Here is a 23,484-nt window from a genome sequence, read left to right as displayed (position 1 = left end):
ATGCGCGGCTTTTTTTATGGGCCAACCATGCCAGAGATAACGGAAATACTAATTGTTGTGAATACGGCGGAGGTAAGGGCGGGTACGCAAGCCGTAAACGACCTTGCCGACGCCAGTGGCGAGGCTGGGCAGCAGGTCCAGGATGTTAACGCCAGGATGCGCGACTCCGAGCAAGTCATGCGCGCGCAGGCCGAAGCTGTACGCGCGGCGGCAGACGCGTCCAGAGTACTTGGTGACGAAAGCAGCGACGCTTCGGATGCCTTGTTCAAGGGTATGACCGCCGTTGAAGGCTTTGCCAGGGCATCGCTGAAGATCGGCGAAGGCGGCATGAACGCCGACGTCGGGAAAATCAAGGATGGCCTGGGAGAGCTGGCGAATGTATCCGGCCTGACGGAATTGGCTGTCACGCGCCTGGGCGCGGGGCCGGTGCTGGCGCTGCAAATGCTCGGGGAGGCTGCCGCATCTGCAGCGAAAGCCTATGTGAAGGGACAAAAGGAGTCGGATAATTTTGCTAGGGCGATGCAACTGACAGGCAACGCTGCCGGCATCAGCGAAGGGCAGTTCAATGCCATGGTCAAGTCGGTTACCGATCTTGACAATGCCGGCATGGGCGAGGCGCGCGCAGCTTTGCAAACGTTGCTGGAAACGGGAGAGTTTACGGGCGAAGCCATGTTGTCGGTAGGTGCAGCTGCCGTGACCACTGCACAGATTACTGGTAAGCCAGCAGGGGAAGTTGCCGCGGACTTTGCCAAGATGGCAGGCGGTGTTGTCAACTGGGTCGATACCCATGCCGAGGTGTATCGAACGCTGGATGCCAGCCAGTACCAGCATATCAAGACGCTGGTGGAGGAGGGCAAGACCCAGGAAGCGATGATTGCGACGGCGAAGAGTTACAACGAGGAGCTGAAAAAACGCGGCGAAAACCTGAGCATCGTTGGTGCGGCGATGCGGGCTATGAAGACCCTCTGGTCGAATGGCGAAGATAGTGTCAATGGCATCGGACGCAGGACCACAACGGAAGACGAGATCAGGCAACTCGACCTGGAGGTCAATTCAGCCAAAGTTACTGGTCATGCCAGCATGGGTACGCATGAAGGCATGGGCATGAGCGGCAAGGAACTGCAGCGCTATCTTGAGCAGAAAGCAAAGGAGCGGCAGGTGCTGGTGACTAGGCTAGCCCAAGAGAAAGAGGTTGCTGATGCGCAGCGCGGAGTTCAAGAAAAAAATTATGCTCAAAAACAAGCAAAAAAGGGCATTGACGCAATCACTGAGATTTATGCCCAAAAAATTAGCCAGGAATCCGCAGTACTTGAAAAATACAACAAACACGTTGCCACACTGAATGGAACGCCACTGGCGGTTCCCAAGGCAGAGCAGGAAAAGACGCGCGCTTCCATTCATGCTGCATACAAGGTTGCGCCGCCTCCGCCCGCATTTGGTTCCGATGACAGCGATGCGCGGCGTGCGGGGCAGTTGCAAGCCATTCAAGATGAATTGCGCTTGAAAACGGAGGCTTATGAGCAGAGCGCCAAACTTGATGAGTTGTACCGCAAGGGTGGCGTTTTAAGCGAAGAGCAATATTTTGAAAGTCGCAGAAACACCATTCGCGAGCGCGGCAAGGCAGAGGCGGATGCCTACCAGAAGCAGATCGATGTGTTGAGCGCCTTCAAGGCGAAAACGCCGTTGGCTGTTCAGGAAAACAGGAACAAGATCGCTGAAGCCAGCGCCGCCAAAGCGAGGGTGGAGCCGAAGATGCAGGCCGAGCTGGCACAGGTGAAAGAAATCGCACGCCAGCAGGCAGCAGACACGCGGAAAAAGCAGGAAGACGACGCGAAGGCAAAAACGGCCAAGGACCGCGCCGATGCCAAGGCAGCCGACGAGCAGCAATGGAAAGAGGCTGCCGATGGCGCCAAAGCCTTGGGCGATGCGCTGGAAAAGGCCTTCGGTAAGGTGGGCGGCACGATAGGCAAGGTTACCGCAGCGCTGGTTGATCACAAGAAGGCCCAGCAGGATATTCAACGGACCCTGGCTAATGCGAAGGAGGATGCCAAGGAGGACGAACCAGCGAAAATCGCCGCGAAATCGAAAGCGCAGCTTGATTCCACGCAAGCCCAGATGAAAGGTTACAGCGACATGGCCGGTGCCGCGGCCGGCTTCTTTGACGAGCAAAGTGCTGGCTACAAGGCGTTGACCACGGTTTCCCAGGTATTTCATGCGGCCGAAGTGGCCATGACCCTGGCCGAACTGGTGCCCAAGGGTATCAGCGCAGTACTGAGCCAAGGCTCGGGGGACCCTTATACGGCGTTTGGCCGCATGGCGGCCATGGCGGCGATCGTGGCTGGCCTGGGTGTGGCGATTGGCGGCGGAGGCGGGGGCAATGTCGATGTCGCCAAGGAGCGCCAGAAAGCAAACGGCACCGGCACGGTGCTGGGCGACTCATCCGCTAAAAGTGATTCGATCGCGCGCAGCCTGGCCATCATGGAAAAAAATTCCGGGCTGGGCCTGGCGCATACCATTTCGATGGATAACTCGCTGCGCAGGCTGGCTGCGGGCATCGGCAACCTGGCCAACCTGCTGGCACGCGAATCGGTAGCGACGGGAGCGGGTGGTGCTGCGGCAGGCGTGCAGACCGGAACCAAAGTACTGGGAGGCACGCTGGGCGTTGTTGCCGGTATGTCGGCTGGAGGCGTGGGTGGCGCCATGCTGGGGACCTATCTTGGCATGGGCATGGCGGCAATTGGCGGTCCCCTGGGATTGGTACTGGGAAGTGTGGTAGGCACGGTGCTGGGCAGTGTTGTTTCCAAACTTTTCAATACCTCCAAGACGGTAGTCGATCAGGGGATTACCGGCAAGGCCATGAGTCTGGGGCAGATCGAGGATATCGGTTTTACTGCCCAATCGTATGCCGATGTCAATACCAAGAAGAAAGCACTAGGCTTTACCTATAGTAATAAGAACAAGACCGAGACAGCAGCAATGTCTGATGACGTCAATAAACAGTTCACGATGATTATCGTCAGCATGGGCAATGCCATTCGTGGCGCCGCCAACGTCATGGGCGTGGCTGGGGGCGATTTCAATGCGCGGATGGACAGCTTCAAGGTCGATCTGGGCAAGATCAGTTTGAAAGGACTGTCGGCTGAGGAACAGCAGAAAGCGCTGGAAACGGCATTTTCGGCGCTGGGCGACAAGATGGCTGATGCTGGCGTCACCGGCTTGCGCGATTTCGCCAAGATAGGCGAAGGCGCGTTTGAGACACTGAACCGTATCGCCAATGATTTCCAGCAGGTCAGTGATGTCCTGTTTGTATTGGGAAAATCTTTCGGCGTCACGGGAATGGCAGCGGTAAAGCTGAGTGAAGACTTGATCGATACTGCCGGTGGCCTGGAAAAGCTGACCAGCGGTACCTCGTATTTTTACGAGAATTTCCTGTCTGAATCCGAAAAGATGGCACCGATCACCAAGTCGGTGAATGACGCCATGGGCAAGCTGAGTTTGGGTGGTGTGACGACGATGGATGGCTTCAAGGCTGCCGTACTGTCCGCTGCTGACGGTGTGGCCATCGGAAAAGAAGGGTCGGCTGAGTTGTATGTGGCCCTGTTGTCCTTGGCCGAGCCGTTCAAGAAGGCTGCTGACTATGCCGCTGACCTGGCCGCAGCCACGGGCGAACTGGCCGAAGTGAGCAAGACGGCAAGCGACATCGCCAGTGAACGGCGGGACTTACAACAGCAGCTGAATCAGCTGACGCAAAGCGAAGCGCAGCTGCTCGCAGCGCAGCGCGCCAGCATCGCCGAAGGCAATCGAGGCCTGTTCGACCAGATCCAGGCGCTCAAGGCGGTGACCACGGCCAAGGATGCGCTGTCCAAGGCGTATGAAACGGAATCGGCGGCGGCCAAGTCGGCGCTGGACAAGTCGAAATCGTGGGTGGCGACCTTGAACGGTCTCAATTCCAGCTTGGCCCTGGGCGCCCAGTCGACGCTCACGCCGGAGCAGAAATATGCCGAGGCACGGGCGCAGTTCGAGAAAACCCTGGCGGCCGCAAATGCGGGTGACGCGACGGCGCAATCGGGCTTGTCTGCCGCCGAACAGGCCTTCCTGACGGCGTCGCAGGTGGTCAATGCGTCCGACGCCCGCTATGCGGCCGATTATGCCCGCGTGGTCGAAGCGAACAAGGAAGCGTTGAAATGGGCAGCGGCGCAGGTCGACGTGCAGCAGGCCAGCCTCGATGCGCTCAATGCCCAGGTCTCGGGCCTGATCACCATCAACGACAGCGTGCTGACGGTGGCGCAGGCTATTGCCGGTCTGCGCGCGGCGATGGGCGGCGCGGCGGATCTGGGCGTGCAACTCGGTAATCCTCCCGTGGCCGCAGCACTGGCCGCGATGACTTCCCCTGTTGCAGCGGCAGTCTTCGACCCCGTGCGTTACTCCTCGGCGGCGAATGTCGGCTCCGACGTCCTGGTCGCTGAAATCCGCGGCCTGCGCGAGGACAACCAGGCCATGCGCGTGGAGCTGGAAGGCTTGCGTGCCGACCAGCGCGCGCAAACGGGCGCCACCATCCAAGCCACCTTTGAATCGAACGCCAACGCTGCCAGGACGGTGGTCGATGGCGTGGATAAATCGTCCAGGGCATCTGCCTGGGCCAGTGCAGTGAAAGGAGAATACGCATGACCGATGCGCAATTTCAGAAATGGCTGCAAAGCTCTTCGGCCATCCGCATGGTGCTGATCGAGGCGCAAGTGAATGTGGCCGGCAGCGAGGTGACGCGTTATATCGCTTCGCGGCCCTACGTGACCGGCCCGCAGGAGGTGCCGGCGAATACCGCGTACCAGCCGCTGGCCAAGGGCGGCCTGGCCTTCACGGAACAGGTCAGCCTGTCCGGCGAGGCGGGGCTGTCGGGCGGCGATATCGAACTCGATAACGCCGACGGCGCGCTCGATGGCTGGCTGGGCGACGTCTGGATGAACCGGCCGATCAAGGCCTGGGCCGGCGATCCTTCCTGGCCGCGAGCCGATTTCCAGCTGGTCTTCGACGGCATCATCGCCGACGTGGCCAGTGCGGGGCGCGAGTCGGTCAACCTGGTGCTGCGCGACAAGCTGCAGCGCCTGAATACGCCGATTTCCGAAGCCAAGCTGGGTGGCAGCACGCCGAACAAGGACGCCATCCTGCCGGTTCCCTTCGGCGAATGCCACAACGTGGCACCCTTGCTGACCGATCCCGCCACCCTGGAATACGGTTTTCTCGGCGCGGTGGAATCGACGTTCGAGGTGCGCACGAACGGCAAGCCGATCGCCGTGGCCTTGAATAACCAGGCGGGCCGCTTCAACCTGACGACCGATCCGTTTTCCACCACGATCACGGCCAGCGTGCAGGGCGACAAGGGCGGCGGCTATGCGCCGCGCATCGCGCCGCTGGTGCAGCGCATCGCCACTGCTTACGGCAAGGCCGCCGACCGTTTTACGCTGGCTGACCTGGATCTGGTCAATCTGGCGGCCTTCGACGCGGCGCACCCGCAGCCGGTGGGCCTGTACGTAGCGGACCGCACGAATCAGGCGCAGGCCATCCAGCAACTGGCGGCCAGCGTGGGCGCCCAGGCGATCATGTCGCGCACGGGGCGATTGCGCCTGGTGCAGATCGCGCTGCCGGCCGCTGGCGTGCCGGTGGCGATCGGCCCGGAGCAGATGCGCGAACGCTCGCTGCGTCCCGCGCAGCGCCTGCCGGTGACGGCTGCCGTGAAGATCGGTTTCGACAGGAACTGGACGTTGCAGGCTGGCCTGACGACCAGCATCCCGCCCGCGCACGCGGACTTGTACGCCACCGAGTGGCTGACGGAGACGGTGGTCGACGAGGCGGCGCGCGCGCGCTACCGCCTGTCCGATGATCCGGTGCAGATCGACACGTGCCTGAAAATGCGGGCCGACGCCCGCGCGGAAGCGCAGCGTCGCCTGGAATTGAACAAGGTGCCGCGCACCATTTACGAATTTGATGGAGAACCCGAGATGATGATGCTGGAACTGGGGCAGCCCGTAACGTTGCGCGCTGATCGCTTCGGCTTGCAGGACGGCGTGCCGGGTGTGGTGGTGATGCTGTCGCGCTTCTGGCTGACGGGCAGAGCGACGGTGGGGGTGCTGGCATGAGCGCGATTTTTGGGGAGCGCGACACGCTCATCATGAACACGGTACCGCGCTATGCGGCGCCCATCGACCGCGCCTTGCTGCTCACGCCCAGCGCCACGCTGTTCGAGGTGTCGGTGGCCGGCGCGCCGACGCCGGCCGCGATCACGTTCTCGGCCCTGATGCTGGGCGCCGTGGGCGAGATCACGTTTTCCAGCGATCCGGCCGTGCCGCTGACGGTAGCCAACGGCGACGCCGTGCTGAAGTTTGCCGACATGGCCGCCAGCATCGTGACGGTGACGGCCACCACGGTCATCGATGGGCTGACCTATGTTGCCCGCCAGACGGTGGCCAAGCAGCAGGCGCTGGACCTGCGCCCGCCGCCGGCACCGACCGGCCTGGTCGCCACCGGGCATCCGGCCACGATTACGCTGGCATGGGACGCGGCGCCGGCCAACTACAGTAATCTGTCGCACACGGAAGTGTGGCGCGCACCGGTCAATAATTTTGCCCAGGCGGCGCTGGTTGGCCGCGCCGATGGCCGCGAATACGTCGATCCGGTGGGGCCGGGCGTTACCCGGTATTACTGGATACGCTACGTCTCGCGCGCGGCCATCCCCGGGCCGTACAACGCCGGCAGCGGCACCATCGGCGCGTCCGATGCGGAAGTCGAGCACTTGCTGGGCGTGCTGACGGGCGAGATCACCGAATCGCAGCTGCATGCCGACCTGGGCGCCAAGATCGACCTGATCGACGTACTGGACGAGGCCTACGGCGACACGGCCAGCGCGGCGGTGTCGGCCGCCGCTGCCACGGAAGCGGCTGCTGCCGCTTTGCTGTCCAAGCAGCAGGCGGCTGCAGCTGCTGGCCAGGGCGGGCAGTACGCCAGCCAGGCCAGCCAGTCGGCCACGGCCGCCAACGCGGATGCGGGCCGTGCCAGCACCTCGGCGGGCCAGGCATCGCAGGCGGCTACCGGCGCCACCGGCTCGGCGTCGGCCGCCCAGGCATCCCAAGCAGCTGCCGCGCAGTCGGCGCAAGGCGCCGGCGCCAGCGCCGCTGCCGCCGCTGACAGCAAGCAGAACGCCGCCAGCTACGCGAACGCCGCCGAGACGGCATCGGCCGCATCGAGCGCTGCGAAGGTCAGCGCCGAGGCAGCGCGCGACGGCGCCGCCAACGCGGCACAGGCGGCGTCAGGTTCGGCCGGCACGGCCAGCGCCAAGGCCAACGAGGCAGGCCAGTCGGCCATCGCCGCAAATAATTCAGCCACGACGGCGACGACCCGGGCGGCGGATGCGGGCGCATACGCCGCGCAGGCGGCCAACTCGCAGACCAATGCCGACGGCAGCGCGCAGGCAGCGGCATCGTTCCTGCAGCAGGCGCAGGCAACCCTGCGCGACCCGGTGACGGGCCTGGTCGACAAGTACGCCGCTGTCAAGGTGCTGGCCGATGCCACCGCCGAGTCGTTGGGCGAGGCGCGGGCGAAATATGGCGTGCAGGTGGATGTGAATGGCGTTTCCGGCGGCTTTGAGCTGATCGGTGGCGGCGGCCGCGTCGACTTCGGCGTGCGCGCCAGCACCTTCTTCATCGCGGCGCCGGCCGGCAGCGGCATTCCGACTGCCGTGCCGTTCATCGTGCGCACCACGGAGACGGTGATAGGCGGCGTCACCATCCCCATCGGCGTGTATATCGCCGATGCGTTCATCCAGAACGCCTCGATTACGAATGCCAAAATTGGTGGGGATATCTGGTCATCGAACTATGCGGCGGGCCTGGCCGGCTGGCGTTTGAGCCGCGCCGGCAATATGGAGGTGAATAACCTCACAGCGCGCGGTGCGGTGATGGGGGGCAGTTTCACGGGGTGGGGGTGGCCGGAAAACAATGGCACGGGATTTTATCTTGGCCCTGAAGGTGCGTTGTGGGGGAGTTACGGCAACGGGCGATACATGCAAATTTCCAGCAATGGAGATATGTACGCGCCAGGGCTGAAAATTATTGGCGGCAAGGCGACGTTCGCTGGCAACGTGGTGTCGGGCGAGGGCACTGGGTTTCGCGTCGAAATGGGGCCGGATGATCCCGTGTATGCCATGTGGGCCGGCGCCGGCGCCAAAAATGACGTCAACGCGATTTTCTATCTCAAGCGCACTGGCGCAGGCTATTTCGGCGGGGCGTTGACCGCCGGGGCGCTGAGAACTGCGGTGACCAGCCCGGAGATAAACCCGAACGCGCAATTAATCAACGGCCCCTTCGGCTCGAATGGCGGTTTGATCACGGTGATCTGCAGCTTCGATTGGCGGCGAAGCCTGGGATCGACCCGCGCCAAGTACACGGCGGGAGCCGGAAGTACCCAAGCAGTGGTACGCCTGTACAGGGGGCTTGCAGGTGCGGCGGCGGATACGTTGCTGGCCACCTCCACTTTTACAGGGCCACCGGCTGCCATCGAAAATACGCTCAATTTTGATGAGCCGTCCACATGCAACCTCAGTGTAACGGGGGCGTTTACTTTTACTGATGATACGCATAGCGCTGCCGATCATACCTACCGCGTGACGGTGGCCATGGTGGAGCAGGCGGTGACGATAGGCACTCGTCCTGGCGCTGATCGCCCGCCTGTGAATGCGGTGTATCAACGCTTATCTAATACTACGGTGGAATAACATGCCAAATCTCCGCATCATTCACGACAACGCCGCCGACCGCGCCGTGCTGGCCGCATTGAGTCAGGCCGGCACGCTGGGCCCAGCCAACCTGCAGCGCGACAGTAAATCGGCCGTGCTGCGCGCCACCGGCACGGTGCAGACCATCACGGCCACCTGGCCGACGCAAGAGGCCATCGCTTGCGTGGCGCTGATCTTTACCAATCTGACCAGCAGCGCGCGCATGCGCGTGCGGGCCTTTGCCCAGCCGGGCGACGCGGTGCCGGTACTGGATTCCGCTTGGACCATGCCTTGCCCCGAGGCGCCGCTGGAATCCTATCCGTTCGGTGAACTGCCGCTGGGCTGGAACGCCTACCGTTGGGGCGGCGTGAACAGCTGGGCACGCGGCGGTGGCGCCGATGCGGTGACATGGTTCGCTCCAGTCTTCGTGCGCCGGATGGTGATCGACGTGTTGTGCCCCGATACGCCGGATGGCTACATCGAGCTGTCGCGCCTGGTAACGGGCAATTACTGGTCGCCCGAATGCAACGCAGATTACGGAGCCCAGCTGCAGCTGCAGGACACCAGCGAGGATTACCGTACGGCTGCGGGCGACATGAAAACCGTCATAGGCACGTCCAGTGACAAGCTGAGCATCCAGCTGGCGCACCTTACGCCGGAAGACCGCGCCAGGTTCATGCGCATTCTGCGCGAGAACGGCAAGGAGCGCGCAGTGCTGTTTAGCTTATATCCGGAAAACCCTGACCCGCTCCTCGAGCAGGACCACATGCTGTATGGCAAGGCAAGCAACCTCGATGCGGTGTCCACACCGTATTACGAGACCTATTCCGCACCACTACAAATCGAAGGGATTTAAAAATGGCATCAAAATTTTACGCAGGCATGAAAAACGTGGTCGAAGTGCTGAACCAGATGTGGGATGCATTTGCCGCTGGTCCCTACAATGCTGTTCCATTGACCGGCGGGACCATGACGGGGCCGCTGACGACGACCTCAACCGTCACCGCACTTCGCGTGGGAACGGCTGGCATCATTGAGCAACTTGCATTGCTCACCAATGCTGGTGGAGCCGGTATTGCAGGTACCGCAATCCGGTTCGGTTATCCTGGTGGTAGCGGCGGGTACGGCAGCCGGATTGTCGGCGCCGGAGATCCTACGCTGAACGCTGCCGGATACACTGCGTTTGAGGTGGGCGCAGGCGGTGCTAGCTTCCGGGAGATTGCGCGGTTTACAGAAAGCGGTAAACTGCTTATCGGAACGAATGTACCAATCGGTTCGGTTCAACCGCAAGAACTGTTACAGGTAGCAGGACAGATGCGGGTTACAACGCCCGTGAGTGCTGGTGGTTATGTGATGTCGGCAGGTCGTGCAGACCTTAACCCGGCGATCGCAATCTACGCAGGCGATGGCTCGCCATTCACGCAAGCCAACTCGGTTCTGTTCATCTCGAAAGATTCGGGCACGTCTCGTGGCATGTCTACAGCCGGCACCGTTAATACAGCCGGTAATGATTATGCGGAGTACTTCCTTAAGGCTGAGTACTGCAGCACTGTTGCCAAGGGCCAAATGGTAGGCATTACAGCTGACAATACCCTCACAGATAAATGGGCAGATGCAGTTCTTTTTGGCATTAAGTCAACGGAGCCTTCTTTCGTCGGTGGCGACTCCTGGGCCAGCTGCGTCGGGCCACGGCCGACACCACGGGCAGGGATGGCGCCGATGCCGCCGCTACGCCGCGCCGATGTAATTGAGCAGCAGGCGCTGCCCGGCACTAATCCACCCGAATATCGCGAGGTGGTGACGCCCGGTGATACCGATGCCGAGTGGGCGGCCAAGCAGGCTGCCTATGCTGCGGCCCTGGCCGCGCATGATGCCGTCGTGCAGCAGGATAGCGAGGCCATGGCCACGTTCGAGGCAGCGCTGGAGGTCGAGCGCCAGAAGGTCGACCGTATTGCCATCGCCGGCCGCGTGCCGGTGAACGTGCTGGGCGCCCAGCCGGGCGACTACATCGTGCCGGTACAGGACGGGGACGGCATCAAGGGTATCGCCGTGCGTGAAGATGACCTCACCATAAAGCAGTACCTGCATGCCGTCGGCCGCGTCATTTCGATCGAGCCGGACGGTCGTGCCTATGTGATGGTCAAGGCCGTGTAGCAGACCAGCAATTCACCTCCAACCCGCTTCGGCGGGTTTTTTTATTTCTCCAATAGAAAGGCAATCATGGCCCTCGAAACCACCGCCGCCGGCGGCGCATTGATCAAACTGTTTGGCGTGCCCGTGCTGGCCGGCGCCGCCGCCACGTCGCTGGGCTTCATGTTCATGTGGCCCCAGTCCACCAAGGAGGCATTCATCCGCTTTTGTTCCAGCATTATCATTTCCACCTTTCTCGGTCCGCTGCTGGTGGCCGCCGTGCTGTCATGGTGGCCCAGCCTGTTCGACAGCGCGAAAACCGTGGCAGGCCTGTATGGCGGCGACCCGGCCACGGGCTTTCTTTTCATTGCCGCGCCCTTGATGGTGGCGGCCGGCTTGCCCGCCTGGTGGGTACTGGGCGCCTGCGTGCGCTGGTTCGACAAGCGGCGCGGCAAGGATATCGGCGAACTGGCGGCCGATGCGGCGGCCGTCGTCAAGGACGTGCGGGGCGTGCTGTGACAGGCGCGCAATTGATGCAGATCATGCCCTTGGCTGGCCGCCGCGCTACGCTGTTCCTTGAACCCCTGAAGGCGGCCATGGCGGAATTCGGCATCGATACGCCGCTGCGCCAGGCAGCATTTCTGGCCCAGGTGGGCCATGAATCGGGCCAGCTGCGTTACGTGCGCGAACTGGCCAGCGGCGCCGCGTATGAAGGGCGCGGCGACCTCGGCAATGTCGTCGCCGGCGACGGCATGCGTTTCAAGGGACGCGGCTTGCTGCAGGTGACGGGGCGCGCCAATTATGCGGCCTGCGGCGTGGCCTTGCACCTGGATCTGCTGTCCCGGCCTGACTTGCTGGAGCAGCCAGGCAACGCTTGCCGTTCGGCAGGCTGGTTCTGGCAGTCGCGCGGCCTGAACCGGCTGGCCGATGCGGGCGACCAGGAAAGGCTGACGCGCCGTATCAATGGCGGCGTGCATGGCTTGGCCGAGCGCCTGGCGCTGTATCAGACGGCGCGCAGGGTGCTGGCATGAAGCCGCCGTCGATGGTGCTGGCCCTGCTGTTGCTGCTGGGCGTAGCCGTGTTGTGCGCCCAGCGCTGGGGACACGAAGCGGGACGCGCCGCTTGCGCGGGGAAAGTGCAGGCGCTGCAAGGTGCGTTGCAGCGCCAGAACGTGGCAGTCTATGCCTTGCGCAAGGAGGGGGCAAAGCGGTCTGCGCGCGCACGGCAGGCGCTGTCCAGCGCGCAGGCCAGCCAGGCTGATGCCCAGGCGGCAGCGGCGCGCATCCTGGCCCTGCAGCCGGACGGCGACGTTTGCCGCGCGGCAGAAGCATTGATTGCCAGTGACGCTGCCAGCGATACGGCAGGCGGGATACCGTGAAGGTGACGATGACGGCGGCGTTGAAGAGCGCAGCGGCGCTGTTGCTGGCGGGTTTGCTGCTCTGTTTGTTCGGTGGCTGCGCGGCGGGCGGGCCAGCAGGGATGGTGGCGCAGGACGCTGCGCCGGACAGGCTGCCTATAGTCGTGCCCTGTCTCGTCGCGCGTCCCGTGGCGCCATTCTTGCCGATCGTGCCGCGGCAGGGCATCTTTGCGCAAACGCAAGCCCTGCTCGCCCGCGAACACCTGCGTGCGGCCTACGTGCGGCAGCTGGAAGCGCTGATAGACGGCTGCGCCGGCGGCTAAGTCATCACCAGAACGCCGTTCTGAGAATATTCTGGATTGAGGGCCAACAGAACGGGATGCGATGCATGGCACCCAAAGGCGTGGCCTTGCGGGCACCGTTGGCCGTGAATCGGAAACGAGTGCGCCATGGGGCGCGCAGCGGCGCGCCAGTTCTGGCCGCTGGGATAGTCAAGCATGTATTGGGGTACTTGGCGGGGTACTTGGCCGTGAAGCCCCGGGGCCCGCTTGGCGCGGCGCTGGCCCGTGCTTGTGGCCTGCACTTGCGGCCTGGGTCTGTCGGCGGCACCTGGGGCGTCGTCGATGTCGTCGTCCTCGTTCTCGTGCTCGTCGTGCCGGATCCCGATGCCGGCCGATGCCGCCTGCTGGTGCGGCTGCACGGAGGCGTGCCAGAAAACAGTGCAACAGTGCGCGTCCGGTGCCCCTTTTTATTGCCGAGATGATATTTCGGCACAATTCCTGTATACAATCGGTGCTGGCACGAAGCGTGCATGGCTTGCTGAAGTCGTCCCCATCCAAGGAGCTTCGCATGCATCACCGGCCATCAGCATGTTCATGTCGTCCCGTTTCTCTCTTGCTTTTCCCTTTCATCCGCGTCCATCCTGGCCACGGAAACCCAGGAAATGGAGCGTAAATGGCCTCTCCCCGTCTGAAGTCCATCCACCGCAACGCGCCCGGTACCGCGCCTGCCGCATCTTCCCCCGTCGATGAAGTGCTGCCGGCCGGCAAACTGTTTACCCTGGGCTTGCAGCATGTGCTCGTCATGTATGCGGGCGCCATCGCCGTGCCCCTGATCGTCGGCCGCGCGCTCAAGCTGCCGCCCGAGCAGGTGGCGGCGCTGATCAGCGCCGACCTGTTCTGCTGCGGCCTCGTGACCCTGATCCAGTCCCTGGGGATCGGCAAATATTTCGGCATCCGCCTGCCCGTCATGATGGGCGTGACCTTCGCCGCCGTCAGCCCCATGCTGGCCATGGCGAACAATCCGGCCCTGGGCATCAGCGGCATCTTTGGCGCCGTGATCGGCGCCGGCGTCGTTTCCATGCTGATCGCGCCCTTCATCAGCCGGCTGCTGGCCCTGTTTCCACCCGTGGTCACGGGCAGCATCATTGCCGTGATCGGCGTGTCGCTGATGCGCGTGGGCGTCAACTGGGCCATGGGCGGGCCGCCGGCCATGGCGCAGATCGCCGACCCCGCTTTCGCCAACATGGTTGCTGCGGCCACGGCGGCCGGCTTGCCCGCACCAGCCGGCCCCGTGCCGATGATAGCCAACCCCGGCTATGGCGCGCTGGACAACATGGGCATCGCCTTTTTCGTGCTGGCGGTTATCTTGCTGGTAGCGAAATATGGCCGCGGTTTCCTGTCGAATATCGCCGTATTGATCGGCATCATTGCCGGCACGGCCCTGTCCTTTGCGCTGGGCAAGGCTGATTTCGCCAAGGTGGCCAGCGCCAAGGCTTTTGCCATCGTCACGCCATTCCAGTTCGGCATGCCTACTTTCGACGTGATGGCCATCGTCACCATGAGCCTGGTGATGATCGTCGTTATGATCGAGTCGCTGGGCATGTTCCTGGCGCTGGGCGAGATGACGGACAAGCGCATCACCCAGGCCGACATCAGCCGCGGCTTGCGCGTCGACGGCCTGGGCACTTTGATCGGCGGCATCTTCAATACTTTCCCCTACACCTCGTTTTCGCAAAACGTGGGCCTCGTGGGGGTGACGGGCGTGCGCAGCCGCTGGGTGTGCGTCGCGGCCGGCATCATCCTGCTGGTCATGGGCGTGATCCCGAAGATTGCCCAGGCGGCCGAAGCCGTGCCGGCCTTCGTGCTGGGCGGCGCAGGGCTGGTGATGTTCGGCATGGTGGCCGCCACCGGCATCCGCATCCTCGCCGGCGTCGACTACAAGAGCAACCGCAACAATCTGTTCATCGTGGCCCTGTCGATCGGGTTCGGCATGCTGCCGCTGGTGGCGGAACAGTACGCCCAGCACATGCCCAAGGCCCTGTCCCCCTTGCTGCACAGCGGCATCCTGCTGGCCGCCATCGTCGCCGTGCTGCTCAATTTGTTCTTCAATGGTTTGGCGTCGCCGGACGAGGCCAGGGAGAAGGCGAAGGAGAACAGCCACGGGAGCGAATGACGGCGACAGGCCAATTGCCGAGCAAGATGGTGCAATCGGCATCACCTGTGCTAGAATCTTGCCGCGCTGCCCGGATGGTGAAACTGGTAGACACTGGAGACTTAAAATCTCCCGCCTGTAAGGGCGTGCCGGTTCGATTCCGGCTCCGGGCACCAAGAACTCAGCCGTAAAAATCCAAGAACGTCCAAAAACCCGCCTTCGTCATGGGAGCGCGGGTTTTTTGTTGTCCATGCGCGTCCATCGGCGTACCTTAAAAGCGATGAACTGTGTTGGTACTTTTTGCTGGATGTGGGATTTTCTCTAAAAAAATGCCATCAGGGAGTGCGCCATGCCACTGTCCGGTCTGCGTATCCGTCATGCCCTCTGCCAGGCCGCGCCCGGTGGCGGCGAGTCTCCCGACCTGTAGGTCAGGCTGGCTTGCGCGGGCGCAAAAAAGCGTGGCCTGAATCGCCACGAGTCTGCTAGACACTCAAGAGCCGTTGGAAATACCGCTTTTCGTATTCGACCGGCGACAAGCCATTGCTGAAACTGTGGCGGCGCTTTGGATTGTAAAATATCTCGATGTAGTCAAAGATCTCCTGCTTCGCTTCCTCCCGGGTGCCATAGGTCTTGCGCCGAATTCGTTCCCGTTTCAACAATTGGAAGAAGCTCTCGGCAACAGCATTATCATGACAATTTCCACGCCTGCTCATGCTCTGTTGAAGATTGTGCTCGTCCAGGAAGTCGCGCCAGTCGTAGCTACTGAATTGACTGCCCTGGTCGGAATGCACCATCACCGTATTGCTGGGCTGGCGACGCCAAACGGCCATCAGCAGCGCATTCATTGCCAACTCGCGATCAATGCGTGAACTCATCGACCACCCCACCACCTGGCGCGAGAACAGGTCAAGTACAACGGCTAAATACAGCCAGCCCTCGTACGTCCGGATGTAGGTAATGTCCGTGACCCAGACGCGATTTGGCTCTTGCACATCAAACTGCCGCTGCAGATGATTCGGCGCCACTAGCGACGGCGCGCCGCCACGTTTGTACTTGCGCCTGGCGTAACCCGTCTGAGAACGTATCCCAGCCGCGCGCATCAGGCGATGAACGCGATTGATGCCGCATTGCTCACCCAGCTCGCGCAGATCGTCGCAGACCTTGCGGTAGCCGTACACGCTGCCGCTTTCCAGCCAAGATTCCTTGATGGGCACCAGCAGGCGCTTGTCTTCCTTGGCACGTTTGCTTTCAGGGTTCAGACGCCAAGCATAAAAACCGCTCGGATGAACCTCGAGCACTTTGCAAAGCCGTCGCACCGGGAATTGGTCCTGTAACTCAACAATTAAGGTGTACCTTACACGGACGTCTTGGCAAAGTACACCGCGGCCTTTTTCAAAATGTCGCGCTCCTCCGTGACGCGCTTGAGCTCGGCTTTCAAGCGCCGCATTTCGTCGGCCTGGACATCAACTGCCTTGCGCTCTTCCTCTGGGACGCCATAGCGTTTCACCCAGGCGTACAGGCTATGGATGCTCACGCCAAGCCGCTCTGCGACTTCGCTAACCGGGTGCCCGCGCTGCGCCACTTGCTTGACCGCAGCAATCTTGAATTCCTCTGTGTACCGCTTTCCGCTCATACCTTCTCCTTGTGCCCGTAATTATGGCTCAGGAGTGTCTATGATTGTCGTGGCAATTCAGCCTGTTGTGCGCTGGTGCCGCGAGGGGCAGACAGGAAAGGCAACGGGTACGGCGCTTTTTTCGCGAGGCGGATGTGGTCGCAGCGCGACAGGGGGATGCTGGCGGCGGCTATCCCCCGTGCGCGTGATGCAGGGCATGCGTGGCCGCATGCCCGAAGCGGGTCAGAACTCTTCCCAATCGCCTGCCGTCACGGCCTCGACCTGCGCCGTGCGGCGTTTCGCCGGTGCGGCGGCCGGGGGCCTGGCGCTGCTGGCCGGTACCAGGCGCAACGGCTTGGCGCTGGCGCGCGCTGGCGCCGGTGCCGCCGCATGGCTGTCGTGCGTCTTGAAGATGCTGACCGTCTGCACCAGGTGGTTGGCCTGGTCGCGCAGGGACTCCGCGGCGGCCGCCGCTTCTTCCACCAGCGACGCGTTTTGTTGCGTGACGCTATCCATTTGCGTCACGGCCTGGTTGATCTGCTCGATGCCGGCCGATTGTTCCTGGCTGGCCATGGTGATTTCAGCGATGATGTTGCTGACGCGGGCAACGCTGGCTACCACTTCGGACATCGTCGTTCCTGCCTGTGCCGCCAGCCGGGAGCCGGCGTCGACGCGGCTCACCGAATCGTCGATCAGCGTCTTGATTTCCTTGGCCGCGCTGGCGCTGCGTTGGGCCAGGCCGCGCACTTCGGTTGCCACGACGGCGAAGCCGCGGCCCTGTTCACCCGCGCGGGCCGCTTCCACGGCCGCATTCAGGGCCAGGATGTTGGTCTGGAAAGCGATGCCGTCGATGACGCTGATGATGTCGACGATCTTGCGCGACGATTCGCTGATCAGGTCCATGGTGCCCATCACTTGTCCCACCACGGCGCCACCCTTGCTGGCGACCTCCGATGCCGTGCTGGCCAGGGCGTTGGCTTCGCGGGCATTTTCCGCATTCTTGCGCACGGTGCTGGTGAGCTCTTCCATCGAGGAAGCCGTTTCTTCCAGTGAACTGGCTTGCTGTTCCGTGCGCATGGAGAGGTCGTTATTGCCCGTGGAAATTTCCGCGGCGGCAAGGGAGACGGTGTCCGAATCCTGCCGCACCGACGAGACCACCGAGGTCAGCGACACCTGCATGCGCTGCAGGGCCGACAGCACGCTGGCCGTATCGTCCGCTGCGACGTTGAGTTTGCCCGTCAGGTCGCCACCGGCAAGCAGGCTGACAGAGTCGCACAGCTGGCGCGGTTCGGCGCCCAGCGCCTTGAGCAAGTGGCGCGTGATGAGCCAGCCGGCGAGGGCCGCCAGCACGATGGACAGCAGGCTGGCGCCGATGAGGATATTTCGGTTGAGTATGTACTGTTCCTTATCTTCCTGCAGGATAAGGGTGGAGCGTTGGTCCGTCAGGGCAAAATATTCATCGCTGGCGGCGACGAGGGCTGCCAGCAGGGGACGGCATTCATCGTTCATCTTGACGATGGCTTGTTCATTCTTCTTTTGCAAGGCCAGGTCCACGATGGCCAGCGCCACGGGAGAATAGCGTTTTTCGATGCTGTCGATCTTGTTGATGACGGCGCGTACCTCGTCCGAGACGCCAGGCGCTTGCGCCAGCTGCAGCAGGTGCTGCATGTTCTTGACGACGTCGGCCTGCGCCTGCAGGACGTGCCGGCGTTCGACTTCCATGTCTTCCGGCTTGCTCACGAGTACCAGATTCCTGGCCGCCACGGCACGCATGTCGATGGCGTCCCGCACGCGGTGCGCCGTATTGGCGCGGGCCGTGATGCCGTTGACATACTGCTCGAAGTTGGTGTTGAAGTTGGAGAAACTCCGCATGGACAGGATCGAAATGCCGATGAGGAGAAAGACCAGCAGGCCGAAAGCCAGAGTGAGCTGGGTGCGAACGGTGAATTTATCCATGATGCCTCTCCCAAGATGCGTGATGAAGATTAGAAAGGGGGCTTGCGTGGGCCGGGTGGCAGGACGTTGCCTGGCAGCGTGTGATGCCCTACGCAGTGCTTCTCTATCCAGAACACGGATTCGTGGTGTGAGGATCGTGCAAATAAAACCGATTTCAATAATAAATTTCTTTATTTGTTTTATTTGTTAAAATCATTGTTACATAAAAAATTCAGTAAATCAACCAGATTTTGCGTGCCAGAAAACAACTTTTCGACATCGGCGGCCAGTTCCGCTGTCGCGCGTTAGCCCGTTGGGGGGAAGGCCTGGCAGCGCCGGTCGCCAACTCAGCCGGGCATCGGCGTGCCCTGGTGAAAAACCATTTGCCAGCGGCCATCGCGCCATTTCCACAGGGAGCTGCGCAGGCTGGCGCTGGCGGGCAGGGCGCCGCTGGCGTGCCGCAGCGAGCGGTAGGTTACGAGTGCCGCATCGCCGGCCAGTTGCCGGACCCGGAAATCGCTGATGCTGCGGGCGCAGAGCGGCTGCGACGGCAAGTCGGCCAGGGTGGCCGCGCGCGTCCAGACATGGCCGGAACTGCCGAATTCGACGAATTCGTCGGCCAGCAGGGCCGCCAGCCTGCTGCCGTCGGCGCGCACCGCCCGGCTTTGCAGCGCCGCTTCCAGGGCCTGCAGCTGGGCCGCCAGGTCCGTGGCGCCTGGCCCGGCTGGTTCCGCCATCAGATGGGAAATGCGCCCGCGCCCGAGACGTTCAGGCTGGCGACCTTGTCGCTGGAAAAGTATTTGATTTGCCCCAGGCCGATGGCGTAGCAGCCGTCGGCCAGTGCCGTGATGGGGCCCGTCAGCTTTTCGCCGCTGACCAGGGTGACGACCCAGGGCGTGGTGGCAGGTTTGGCCGCGTGGGCCAGGGCGTGTTGTACCAGGTCAGACATGCTGCCTCCGTAGGAATGGGGATGGGCAGATGATAGCAGTGCGCCGGTATTTCAGGCGTCGGCCAGAAGATTTTTCGGCAATGCCACCGAGGTCAGCTTCCAGCCCCACACGCCGTCGCGCGTCAGGGTCAGTTCGCCGATGTGGCTCTTGCTGTGGGCGCGCTGGATGACGACGCTGTCCCAGGAGGTGTAGCGCAGGGTGTAGTCGGGCTTGGTGTTGCGCTGGCGCCCGCTGATGTCGCTGACCTTGGCGAGCGGACGTTCGTAGCGGTCATTGAGCTTGATCAAGGCGACGATGCCTTCGGGCATGAGCATGGTGTCGAGCAGGGGCGCGATGACGTCGGGACTGATGTCGTCCGCCACTTCCGGCGCCGAGAACAGGGCCTGCAGTTGGCTGCCCAGGCTGCCCCGCAGCCGGGCCGCGTCGATATGCGCGGCCAGCGCTTCCGTATCCTCATTCAGGGTCGCCGTGCGGATCTGGTTCATGGTGAGGTAAGGGCTGCCATAGAAGATGCCGGCCAGGGCGACCAGTGCCACTACAGCGAGAAGCAACATTCTTTTCATCGTGCAAACCTGGCGACCCGGTGCGCCTGAAGTGTTGGCATTCTACATAATATTTCCGTAAATCAATATAGCGGTTTAGGTAAGTGTTGTTTTAGATCAAGTTTCTTCAAAGTAATTCCGGCGGTAAGGTGATGTCCGCCAGTTTCCAGTCCCAGATGCCCTGGCGGCGCAGCAGGAACTGGCTGGCGGCGGGGCCGGCGCCCTTGCGCCGCAGCGCCACCTCATTCCAGGAGCGGTAGGCCATGCCGAAGTCGTGGCGCTGGCCATCGGCGCCTTGCTTGCCGTGCAGGATCAGCACCGTGATGCCGGGCGGCGAGACGATGGTGTCGAGCATTTCCTTGAGTTCCTCCGCATCGGCCGTTTCGCCTGCTGCCTGCAGCTGGCGCGCCACGCTGGCGCGGATGGAGGGCAGGTCGGCGTGCTGCGCCAGCGCTTCCAGGCGCACGGATTTCGCCGCGATGCTGATGCGGTACATGGCGATGTAGGGGCTGACCCAGGTGAAGCCGATGGCGGCAACGGCAAAAATCGCAGCGGTGGCGTACTTTCTTTTCATGGTCTGTGTTCTGGAATGAGCTGTGCCGCCGTGATTTTACCCGGCCATGGACGGCAGATGGTGTAGCATTCGTGCCGGCGCGGACCATCGCGCCGCCAGCTGCATTATTGAGGACAACCATGAATATCACTATCAATCAGGTGCTGCAGTCGTATATCGACCCGCTCACCGCCAGCGAATACGCGGCACTCGAGCGCAGCCTGCTGGCCGAAGGCTGCCGCGACGCGCTGGTGCTGTGGAACGACGTGCTGATCGACGGGCATAACCGCTATGCCATCTGCCGCCAGCACGGCATCGAATTCAAGACCATCCAGAACACCAGCTTTACCTCGCTCGACGACGTCATGCTGTGGATGATCGACAATCACCTGGCGCGCCGCAGCGTGTCGGACTTCCAGCGCGGGGTGCTGGCCCTGCGCAAGAAGGAAATCGTCGCCGCCCGCAGCCCGGCGCCCGTCAGCGCCCAGGATGCGCCCGAAGGCGAAAACGCGCCCAAGCCGCCCATGAGCACGCGCGAAGAGGTGGCCAAGGCGGCGCGCCTGAGCAGCAACCAGATCAGCCAGATCGAGAAGATCCAGAAGGCGGCCTCGCCGGAACTGGTGGAAGCCGTCCGTTCGGGCACGATCTCCATCAATGCGGCGGCCACCGTGGCGTCGCTGCCGCCGGAAGAACAGGTGGCGGCCGTCGCCGGCGGCAAGAAGCTGTTGCGCCAGGCGGCCAAGGAAATCCGCGAACAGCGCGCCGCCACGCGCACGCCGCGCGAGCCGAAAGTGCACGTGTCGCAGGATACGCCGGAGACGGGCAAGGAGCCGTGGGCGGAAAACGCGGCGCAAACGCCGTCCGAAGCGGAGCGCCTGCGCGGCGAGGTCGCCAGCCTGAAACAGAAGGTGGCGCAGCTGCAGGCGGAAAATACCGAATTGAACCAGCGCATCGCCGCCTTGATTGACGCATCCTGACCGGGAGTTTGTGCATGTTACGTCGCAGTGTCCTGTTTGCTTCCTTCGCTGTCGCCAGTCTTCCCGCGCTGGCCGCGCCTGCCGCTTCCAGCGCCGTTCCGGCCGCCGACATGGCCCGCTGGCAGGCGCAGGCCGCCCATGTCAGCATCGCGCGCGACACCTGGGGCATCCCCCACGTGACGGGCAAGAGCGATGCCGATGCCGTGTTTGGCCTGATGTATGCGCAGGCCGAGGACGATTTCCCCCGCGTGGAATTGAACTATATCAATGCCATGGGGCGCTTGGCGGAGGTGGAGGGGGAGCGCGAACTGTACCGCGACCTGCGCATGAAGCTCTTCATCGACCCGGCCGAGCTGCAAGCGCAGTACCGCGCCAGCCCGCCGTGGCTGCGCAAGCTGATGGACGCCTTTGCCGATGGCCTCAATTTTTACCTGGCCACGCACCCGCATGTGCAACCCAGGCTGATCACGCATTTCGAGCCGTGGATGGCCCTCAGTTTCAGCGAAGGCAGCATCGGCGGCGATATCGAATCCGTCAACCTGGCGCAGCTCGAAGCGTTCTACGGCCAGCAGGCCAGTCCTGCCGCCGTGGCGCTGGCCAGCCTGGAGACCGGCCTGGAGCCGGAACCGAGCGGCTCGAACGGCTTCGCCATCGCGCCCGCCATCACCAAAAATGGCCATGCGCTGCTGATGATCAACCCGCATACGTCGTTCTACTTCCGCCCGGAAGTGCAGGTCACCAGCGGCGAAGGCTTGAACGCGTACGGCGCCGTCACCTGGGGCCAGTTCTTCGTCTACCAGGGCTTCAATGAGCGCGTCGGCTGGATGCATACCTCGGGCGGCGGCGACGTCATCGACGAATACCTGGAAAGCATCGTCGACAAGGACGGCGCCTGGTTCTACCGCTACGATGGCGCGCTGCGGCCCCTGAAAGCCGTGCCGATTACCCTGCCGTACAAGCGGGCCGACGGCACCATGGGATCGAAGACCATCACGGTCTACTACAGCCACCACGGCCCCATCGTGCGCGCGCAGGATGGACGCTGGGTGGCCGTGCGCCTGATGAACGAGCCCTTGAGGGCCTTGACGCAATCGTACACGCGCACCAAGGCGCGCGATTACGCGGCGTTTTATCAAACGATGGAATTGCGCACGAATTCCTCGAACAACACCGTGTACGCGGATGCGGATGGCAATATCGCCTATTTCCACGGCAATTTCATTCCCGTGCGCGACCCGCGCTTCAACTGGAAGCAGCCCGTCGACGGCAGCGATCCGGCCACGGAATGGAAAGGGCTGCACACGGTGGCGCAGACCATCACCCTGTTCAATCCGAAGAATGGCTGGATCCAGAATACGAACAACTGGCCGTATTCGGCGGCCGGCGCCAACAGCCCGCGCCAGCAGGACTATCCCGCCTACATGTCCGTGTATGGCGAAAACGCGCGCGGCCTGCATGCGGTCAAGGTTTTTCAGAACAAGACCGGTTTTACGCTCGACAGCCTGATCGCCGCATCGTATGACAGCGAACTGACGGCGTTCGAGGCGCTGCTGCCGCCCCTGTTCGCGGCATACGATGCGCTGCCGGCCGGCGGCGCGCAGCAGCTGGCGCTGGCCGACAAGATCGCCTTGCTGCGGGCCTGGGACTGGCGCTATTCGCTCACTTCCACCGCTACCTCGCTGGCCGTGTTCTGGGGCCAGGAACTGGCGGAATTGACGGGCAAGCAGGCGCGCGAGCAGGGCGTGCCGGTAGTCGATTTTCTGGCGACGGACAAGGTCACTGCGGCGCAGCGCCTGGCGGCCCTGGCGACGGCGGCGGATAAACTGCAGCGCGATTTCGGCAGCTGGCAAACCCCGTGGGGCGAGATCAACCGCTTCCAGCGCCTGACGGGCGACATCGTGCAGCCGTTCGACGATGCGCAAGCCAGCCTGCCCGTGCCGTACGCGTCGGGCAACTGGGGCGCGCTGGCCGCGTATGGCCAGAGCAGCAAGAGTACGACGAAGCGCATCTATGGCGAGCGGGGTAACAGCTTTGTGGCGGCCGTGGAATTCGGCCCCCGCATCAAGGCGAAAAGCATCCTCGCGGGCGGCCAGAGCGGCGACCCGAAGTCGCCGCACTTCCAGGACCAGGCGGCCATGTATGCGCGCGGCGAGTTCAAGGAAGTGCTGTTTTATCCCGAACAGGTGGAACGGCACCTGGAGCGCCGCTACCACCCGGGAAAATAGTCGCCG

Annotated in this window: 18 protein-coding genes and 1 tRNA gene; 13 read left to right on the top strand and 6 right to left on the bottom strand. The window is 62.8% G+C overall.

Annotated features, from left to right (window positions below; all coding sequences use genetic code 11):
• The first annotated feature begins 27 nt into the window (after nt 1–27).
• The 11 genes from AC07VL_RS20450 (at nt 28) to AC07VL_RS20400 (ending at nt 14,860) form a co-directional block, all read left to right on the top strand.
• Nucleotides 28–4,668: a phage tail length tape measure family protein gene (locus tag AC07VL_RS20450; RefSeq protein WP_494807459.1), complete on the top strand. Its 4,641-nt coding sequence runs from the start codon at nt 28–30 to the stop codon at nt 4,666–4,668.
• Complete coding sequence (locus AC07VL_RS20445) at nt 4,665–6,134, top strand: hypothetical protein (protein WP_494807458.1); 1,470 nt, start codon at nt 4,665–4,667, stop codon at nt 6,132–6,134. Before AC07VL_RS20450 ends, AC07VL_RS20445 begins: the two co-directional genes overlap by 4 nt.
• Nucleotides 6,131–8,764, top strand: a complete 2,634-nt coding sequence (locus tag AC07VL_RS20440) for a phage tail tip fiber protein (RefSeq protein WP_494807457.1) — start codon at nt 6,131–6,133, stop codon at nt 8,762–8,764. The genes AC07VL_RS20445 and AC07VL_RS20440 overlap by 4 nt, the downstream gene beginning before the upstream one ends.
• 1 nt (nt 8,765) lies before the next feature.
• On the top strand, nt 8,766–9,620 hold the full coding sequence (locus AC07VL_RS20435; RefSeq protein WP_494807456.1) for a hypothetical protein: 855 nt from the start codon (nt 8,766–8,768) through the stop codon (nt 9,618–9,620).
• Between the two features lie 2 nt (nt 9,621–9,622).
• Nucleotides 9,623–10,918, top strand: a complete 1,296-nt coding sequence (locus AC07VL_RS20430) for a hypothetical protein (protein ID WP_494807455.1) — start codon at nt 9,623–9,625, stop codon at nt 10,916–10,918.
• 66 nt (nt 10,919–10,984) lie between these two features.
• Complete coding sequence (locus AC07VL_RS20425) at nt 10,985–11,413, top strand: hypothetical protein (RefSeq protein ID WP_290605576.1); 429 nt, start codon at nt 10,985–10,987, stop codon at nt 11,411–11,413.
• A gap of 14 nt (nt 11,414–11,427) precedes the next feature.
• Nucleotides 11,428–11,925, top strand: coding sequence for a glycoside hydrolase family 19 protein (locus AC07VL_RS20420; RefSeq protein WP_494807454.1), 498 nt, complete (start codon nt 11,428–11,430; stop codon nt 11,923–11,925).
• Nucleotides 11,922–12,272: a hypothetical protein gene (locus AC07VL_RS20415; RefSeq protein WP_494807453.1), complete on the top strand. Its 351-nt coding sequence runs from the start codon at nt 11,922–11,924 to the stop codon at nt 12,270–12,272. The genes AC07VL_RS20420 and AC07VL_RS20415 overlap by 4 nt, the downstream gene beginning before the upstream one ends.
• A complete protein-coding gene (locus AC07VL_RS20410; protein WP_494807452.1) occupies nt 12,269–12,574 on the top strand; it encodes a hypothetical protein in 306 nt (101 codons plus the stop codon). The genes AC07VL_RS20415 and AC07VL_RS20410 overlap by 4 nt, the downstream gene beginning before the upstream one ends.
• 631 nt (nt 12,575–13,205) lie before the next feature.
• Nucleotides 13,206–14,705, top strand: a complete 1,500-nt coding sequence (locus tag AC07VL_RS20405; protein WP_494807451.1) for a nucleobase:cation symporter-2 family protein — start codon at nt 13,206–13,208, stop codon at nt 14,703–14,705.
• 68 nt (nt 14,706–14,773) lie between these two features.
• A tRNA-Leu gene (locus tag AC07VL_RS20400) sits at nt 14,774–14,860 on the top strand.
• A 306-nt stretch (nt 14,861–15,166) separates the two neighbouring features.
• On the opposite strand, the gene AC07VL_RS20395 is transcribed toward AC07VL_RS20400, so the two are convergent.
• From AC07VL_RS20395 to AC07VL_RS20370, 6 genes are all read right to left on the bottom strand, one after another.
• A protein-coding gene (locus AC07VL_RS20395) for an IS3 family transposase (protein WP_494807450.1) occupies nt 15,167–16,317 on the bottom strand; the annotation gives its coding sequence in 2 pieces (ribosomal slippage) (nt 15,167–16,077 and nt 16,077–16,317; 1,152 coding nt in all).
• Between the two features lie 222 nt (nt 16,318–16,539).
• Nucleotides 16,540–18,252 (bottom strand): methyl-accepting chemotaxis protein, encoded by a 1,713-nt coding sequence (locus AC07VL_RS20390; RefSeq protein WP_494807449.1) that lies wholly within the window; start codon nt 18,250–18,252, stop codon nt 16,540–16,542.
• A gap of 326 nt (nt 18,253–18,578) precedes the next feature.
• Complete coding sequence (locus AC07VL_RS20385) at nt 18,579–18,968, bottom strand: nuclear transport factor 2 family protein (protein WP_494807448.1); 390 nt, start codon at nt 18,966–18,968, stop codon at nt 18,579–18,581.
• The gene (locus tag AC07VL_RS20380) at nt 18,968–19,180 is read right to left on the bottom strand and encodes a hypothetical protein (RefSeq protein WP_494807447.1); all 213 of its coding nucleotides are present in this window, start codon (nt 19,178–19,180) and stop codon (nt 18,968–18,970) included. Before AC07VL_RS20380 ends, AC07VL_RS20385 begins: the two co-directional genes overlap by 1 nt.
• A 51-nt stretch (nt 19,181–19,231) precedes the next feature.
• Nucleotides 19,232–19,735 carry a DUF2939 domain-containing protein gene (locus tag AC07VL_RS20375; RefSeq protein ID WP_494807446.1) on the bottom strand — a complete coding sequence of 168 codons (504 nt, stop codon included), beginning with the start codon at nt 19,733–19,735 and terminating at the stop codon, nt 19,232–19,234.
• 115 nt (nt 19,736–19,850) lie between these two features.
• Entirely contained in the window at nt 19,851–20,297 is a 447-nt protein-coding gene (locus tag AC07VL_RS20370) for a DUF2939 domain-containing protein (RefSeq protein WP_494807445.1), read from the bottom strand.
• Nucleotides 20,298–20,416: 119 nt separating this feature from the next.
• On the opposite strand from AC07VL_RS20370, the gene AC07VL_RS20365 reads away from it, so the two are divergent.
• Together AC07VL_RS20365 and AC07VL_RS20360 are read left to right on the top strand one after the other, a co-directional pair.
• Nucleotides 20,417–21,253 (top strand): hypothetical protein, encoded by an 837-nt coding sequence (locus AC07VL_RS20365; protein WP_494807444.1) that lies wholly within the window; start codon nt 20,417–20,419, stop codon nt 21,251–21,253.
• Nucleotides 21,254–21,267: 14 nt separating this feature from the next.
• Nucleotides 21,268–23,478, top strand: a complete 2,211-nt coding sequence (locus AC07VL_RS20360; RefSeq protein ID WP_494807443.1) for a penicillin acylase family protein — start codon at nt 21,268–21,270, stop codon at nt 23,476–23,478.
• Nucleotides 23,479–23,484 lie beyond the last annotated feature (6 nt).

The sequence above is a fragment of the Janthinobacterium sp. GW821-FHT03C08 genome (genome assembly GCF_059420905.1).
This window is presented reverse-complemented; position numbering and strand designations above follow the sequence as displayed.

Coding starts and splice junctions, on each gene's coding strand:
- AC07VL_RS20440 (WP_494807457.1), top strand. CDS start 6,131: ATGAGCGCGATTTTTGGGGAGCGCGACACGCTCATCATGAACACGGTA.
- AC07VL_RS20390 (WP_494807449.1), bottom strand. CDS start 18,252: ATGGATAAATTCACCGTTCGCACCCAGCTCACTCTGGCTTTCGGCCTG.
- AC07VL_RS20415 (WP_494807453.1), top strand. CDS start 11,922: ATGAAGCCGCCGTCGATGGTGCTGGCCCTGCTGTTGCTGCTGGGCGTA.
- AC07VL_RS20430 (WP_494807455.1), top strand. CDS start 9,623: ATGGCATCAAAATTTTACGCAGGCATGAAAAACGTGGTCGAAGTGCTG.
- AC07VL_RS20365 (WP_494807444.1), top strand. CDS start 20,417: ATGAATATCACTATCAATCAGGTGCTGCAGTCGTATATCGACCCGCTC.
- AC07VL_RS20380 (WP_494807447.1), bottom strand. CDS start 19,180: ATGTCTGACCTGGTACAACACGCCCTGGCCCACGCGGCCAAACCTGCC.
- AC07VL_RS20360 (WP_494807443.1), top strand. CDS start 21,268: ATGTTACGTCGCAGTGTCCTGTTTGCTTCCTTCGCTGTCGCCAGTCTT.
- AC07VL_RS20405 (WP_494807451.1), top strand. CDS start 13,206: ATGGCCTCTCCCCGTCTGAAGTCCATCCACCGCAACGCGCCCGGTACC.
- AC07VL_RS20370 (WP_494807445.1), bottom strand. CDS start 20,297: ATGAAAAGAAAGTACGCCACCGCTGCGATTTTTGCCGTTGCCGCCATC.
- AC07VL_RS20385 (WP_494807448.1), bottom strand. CDS start 18,968: ATGGCGGAACCAGCCGGGCCAGGCGCCACGGACCTGGCGGCCCAGCTG.
- AC07VL_RS20435 (WP_494807456.1), top strand. CDS start 8,766: ATGCCAAATCTCCGCATCATTCACGACAACGCCGCCGACCGCGCCGTG.
- AC07VL_RS20425 (WP_290605576.1), top strand. CDS start 10,985: ATGGCCCTCGAAACCACCGCCGCCGGCGGCGCATTGATCAAACTGTTT.
- AC07VL_RS20450 (WP_494807459.1), top strand. CDS start 28: ATGCCAGAGATAACGGAAATACTAATTGTTGTGAATACGGCGGAGGTA.
- AC07VL_RS20420 (WP_494807454.1), top strand. CDS start 11,428: ATGCAGATCATGCCCTTGGCTGGCCGCCGCGCTACGCTGTTCCTTGAA.
- AC07VL_RS20375 (WP_494807446.1), bottom strand. CDS start 19,735: ATGTTGCTTCTCGCTGTAGTGGCACTGGTCGCCCTGGCCGGCATCTTC.
- AC07VL_RS20445 (WP_494807458.1), top strand. CDS start 4,665: ATGACCGATGCGCAATTTCAGAAATGGCTGCAAAGCTCTTCGGCCATC.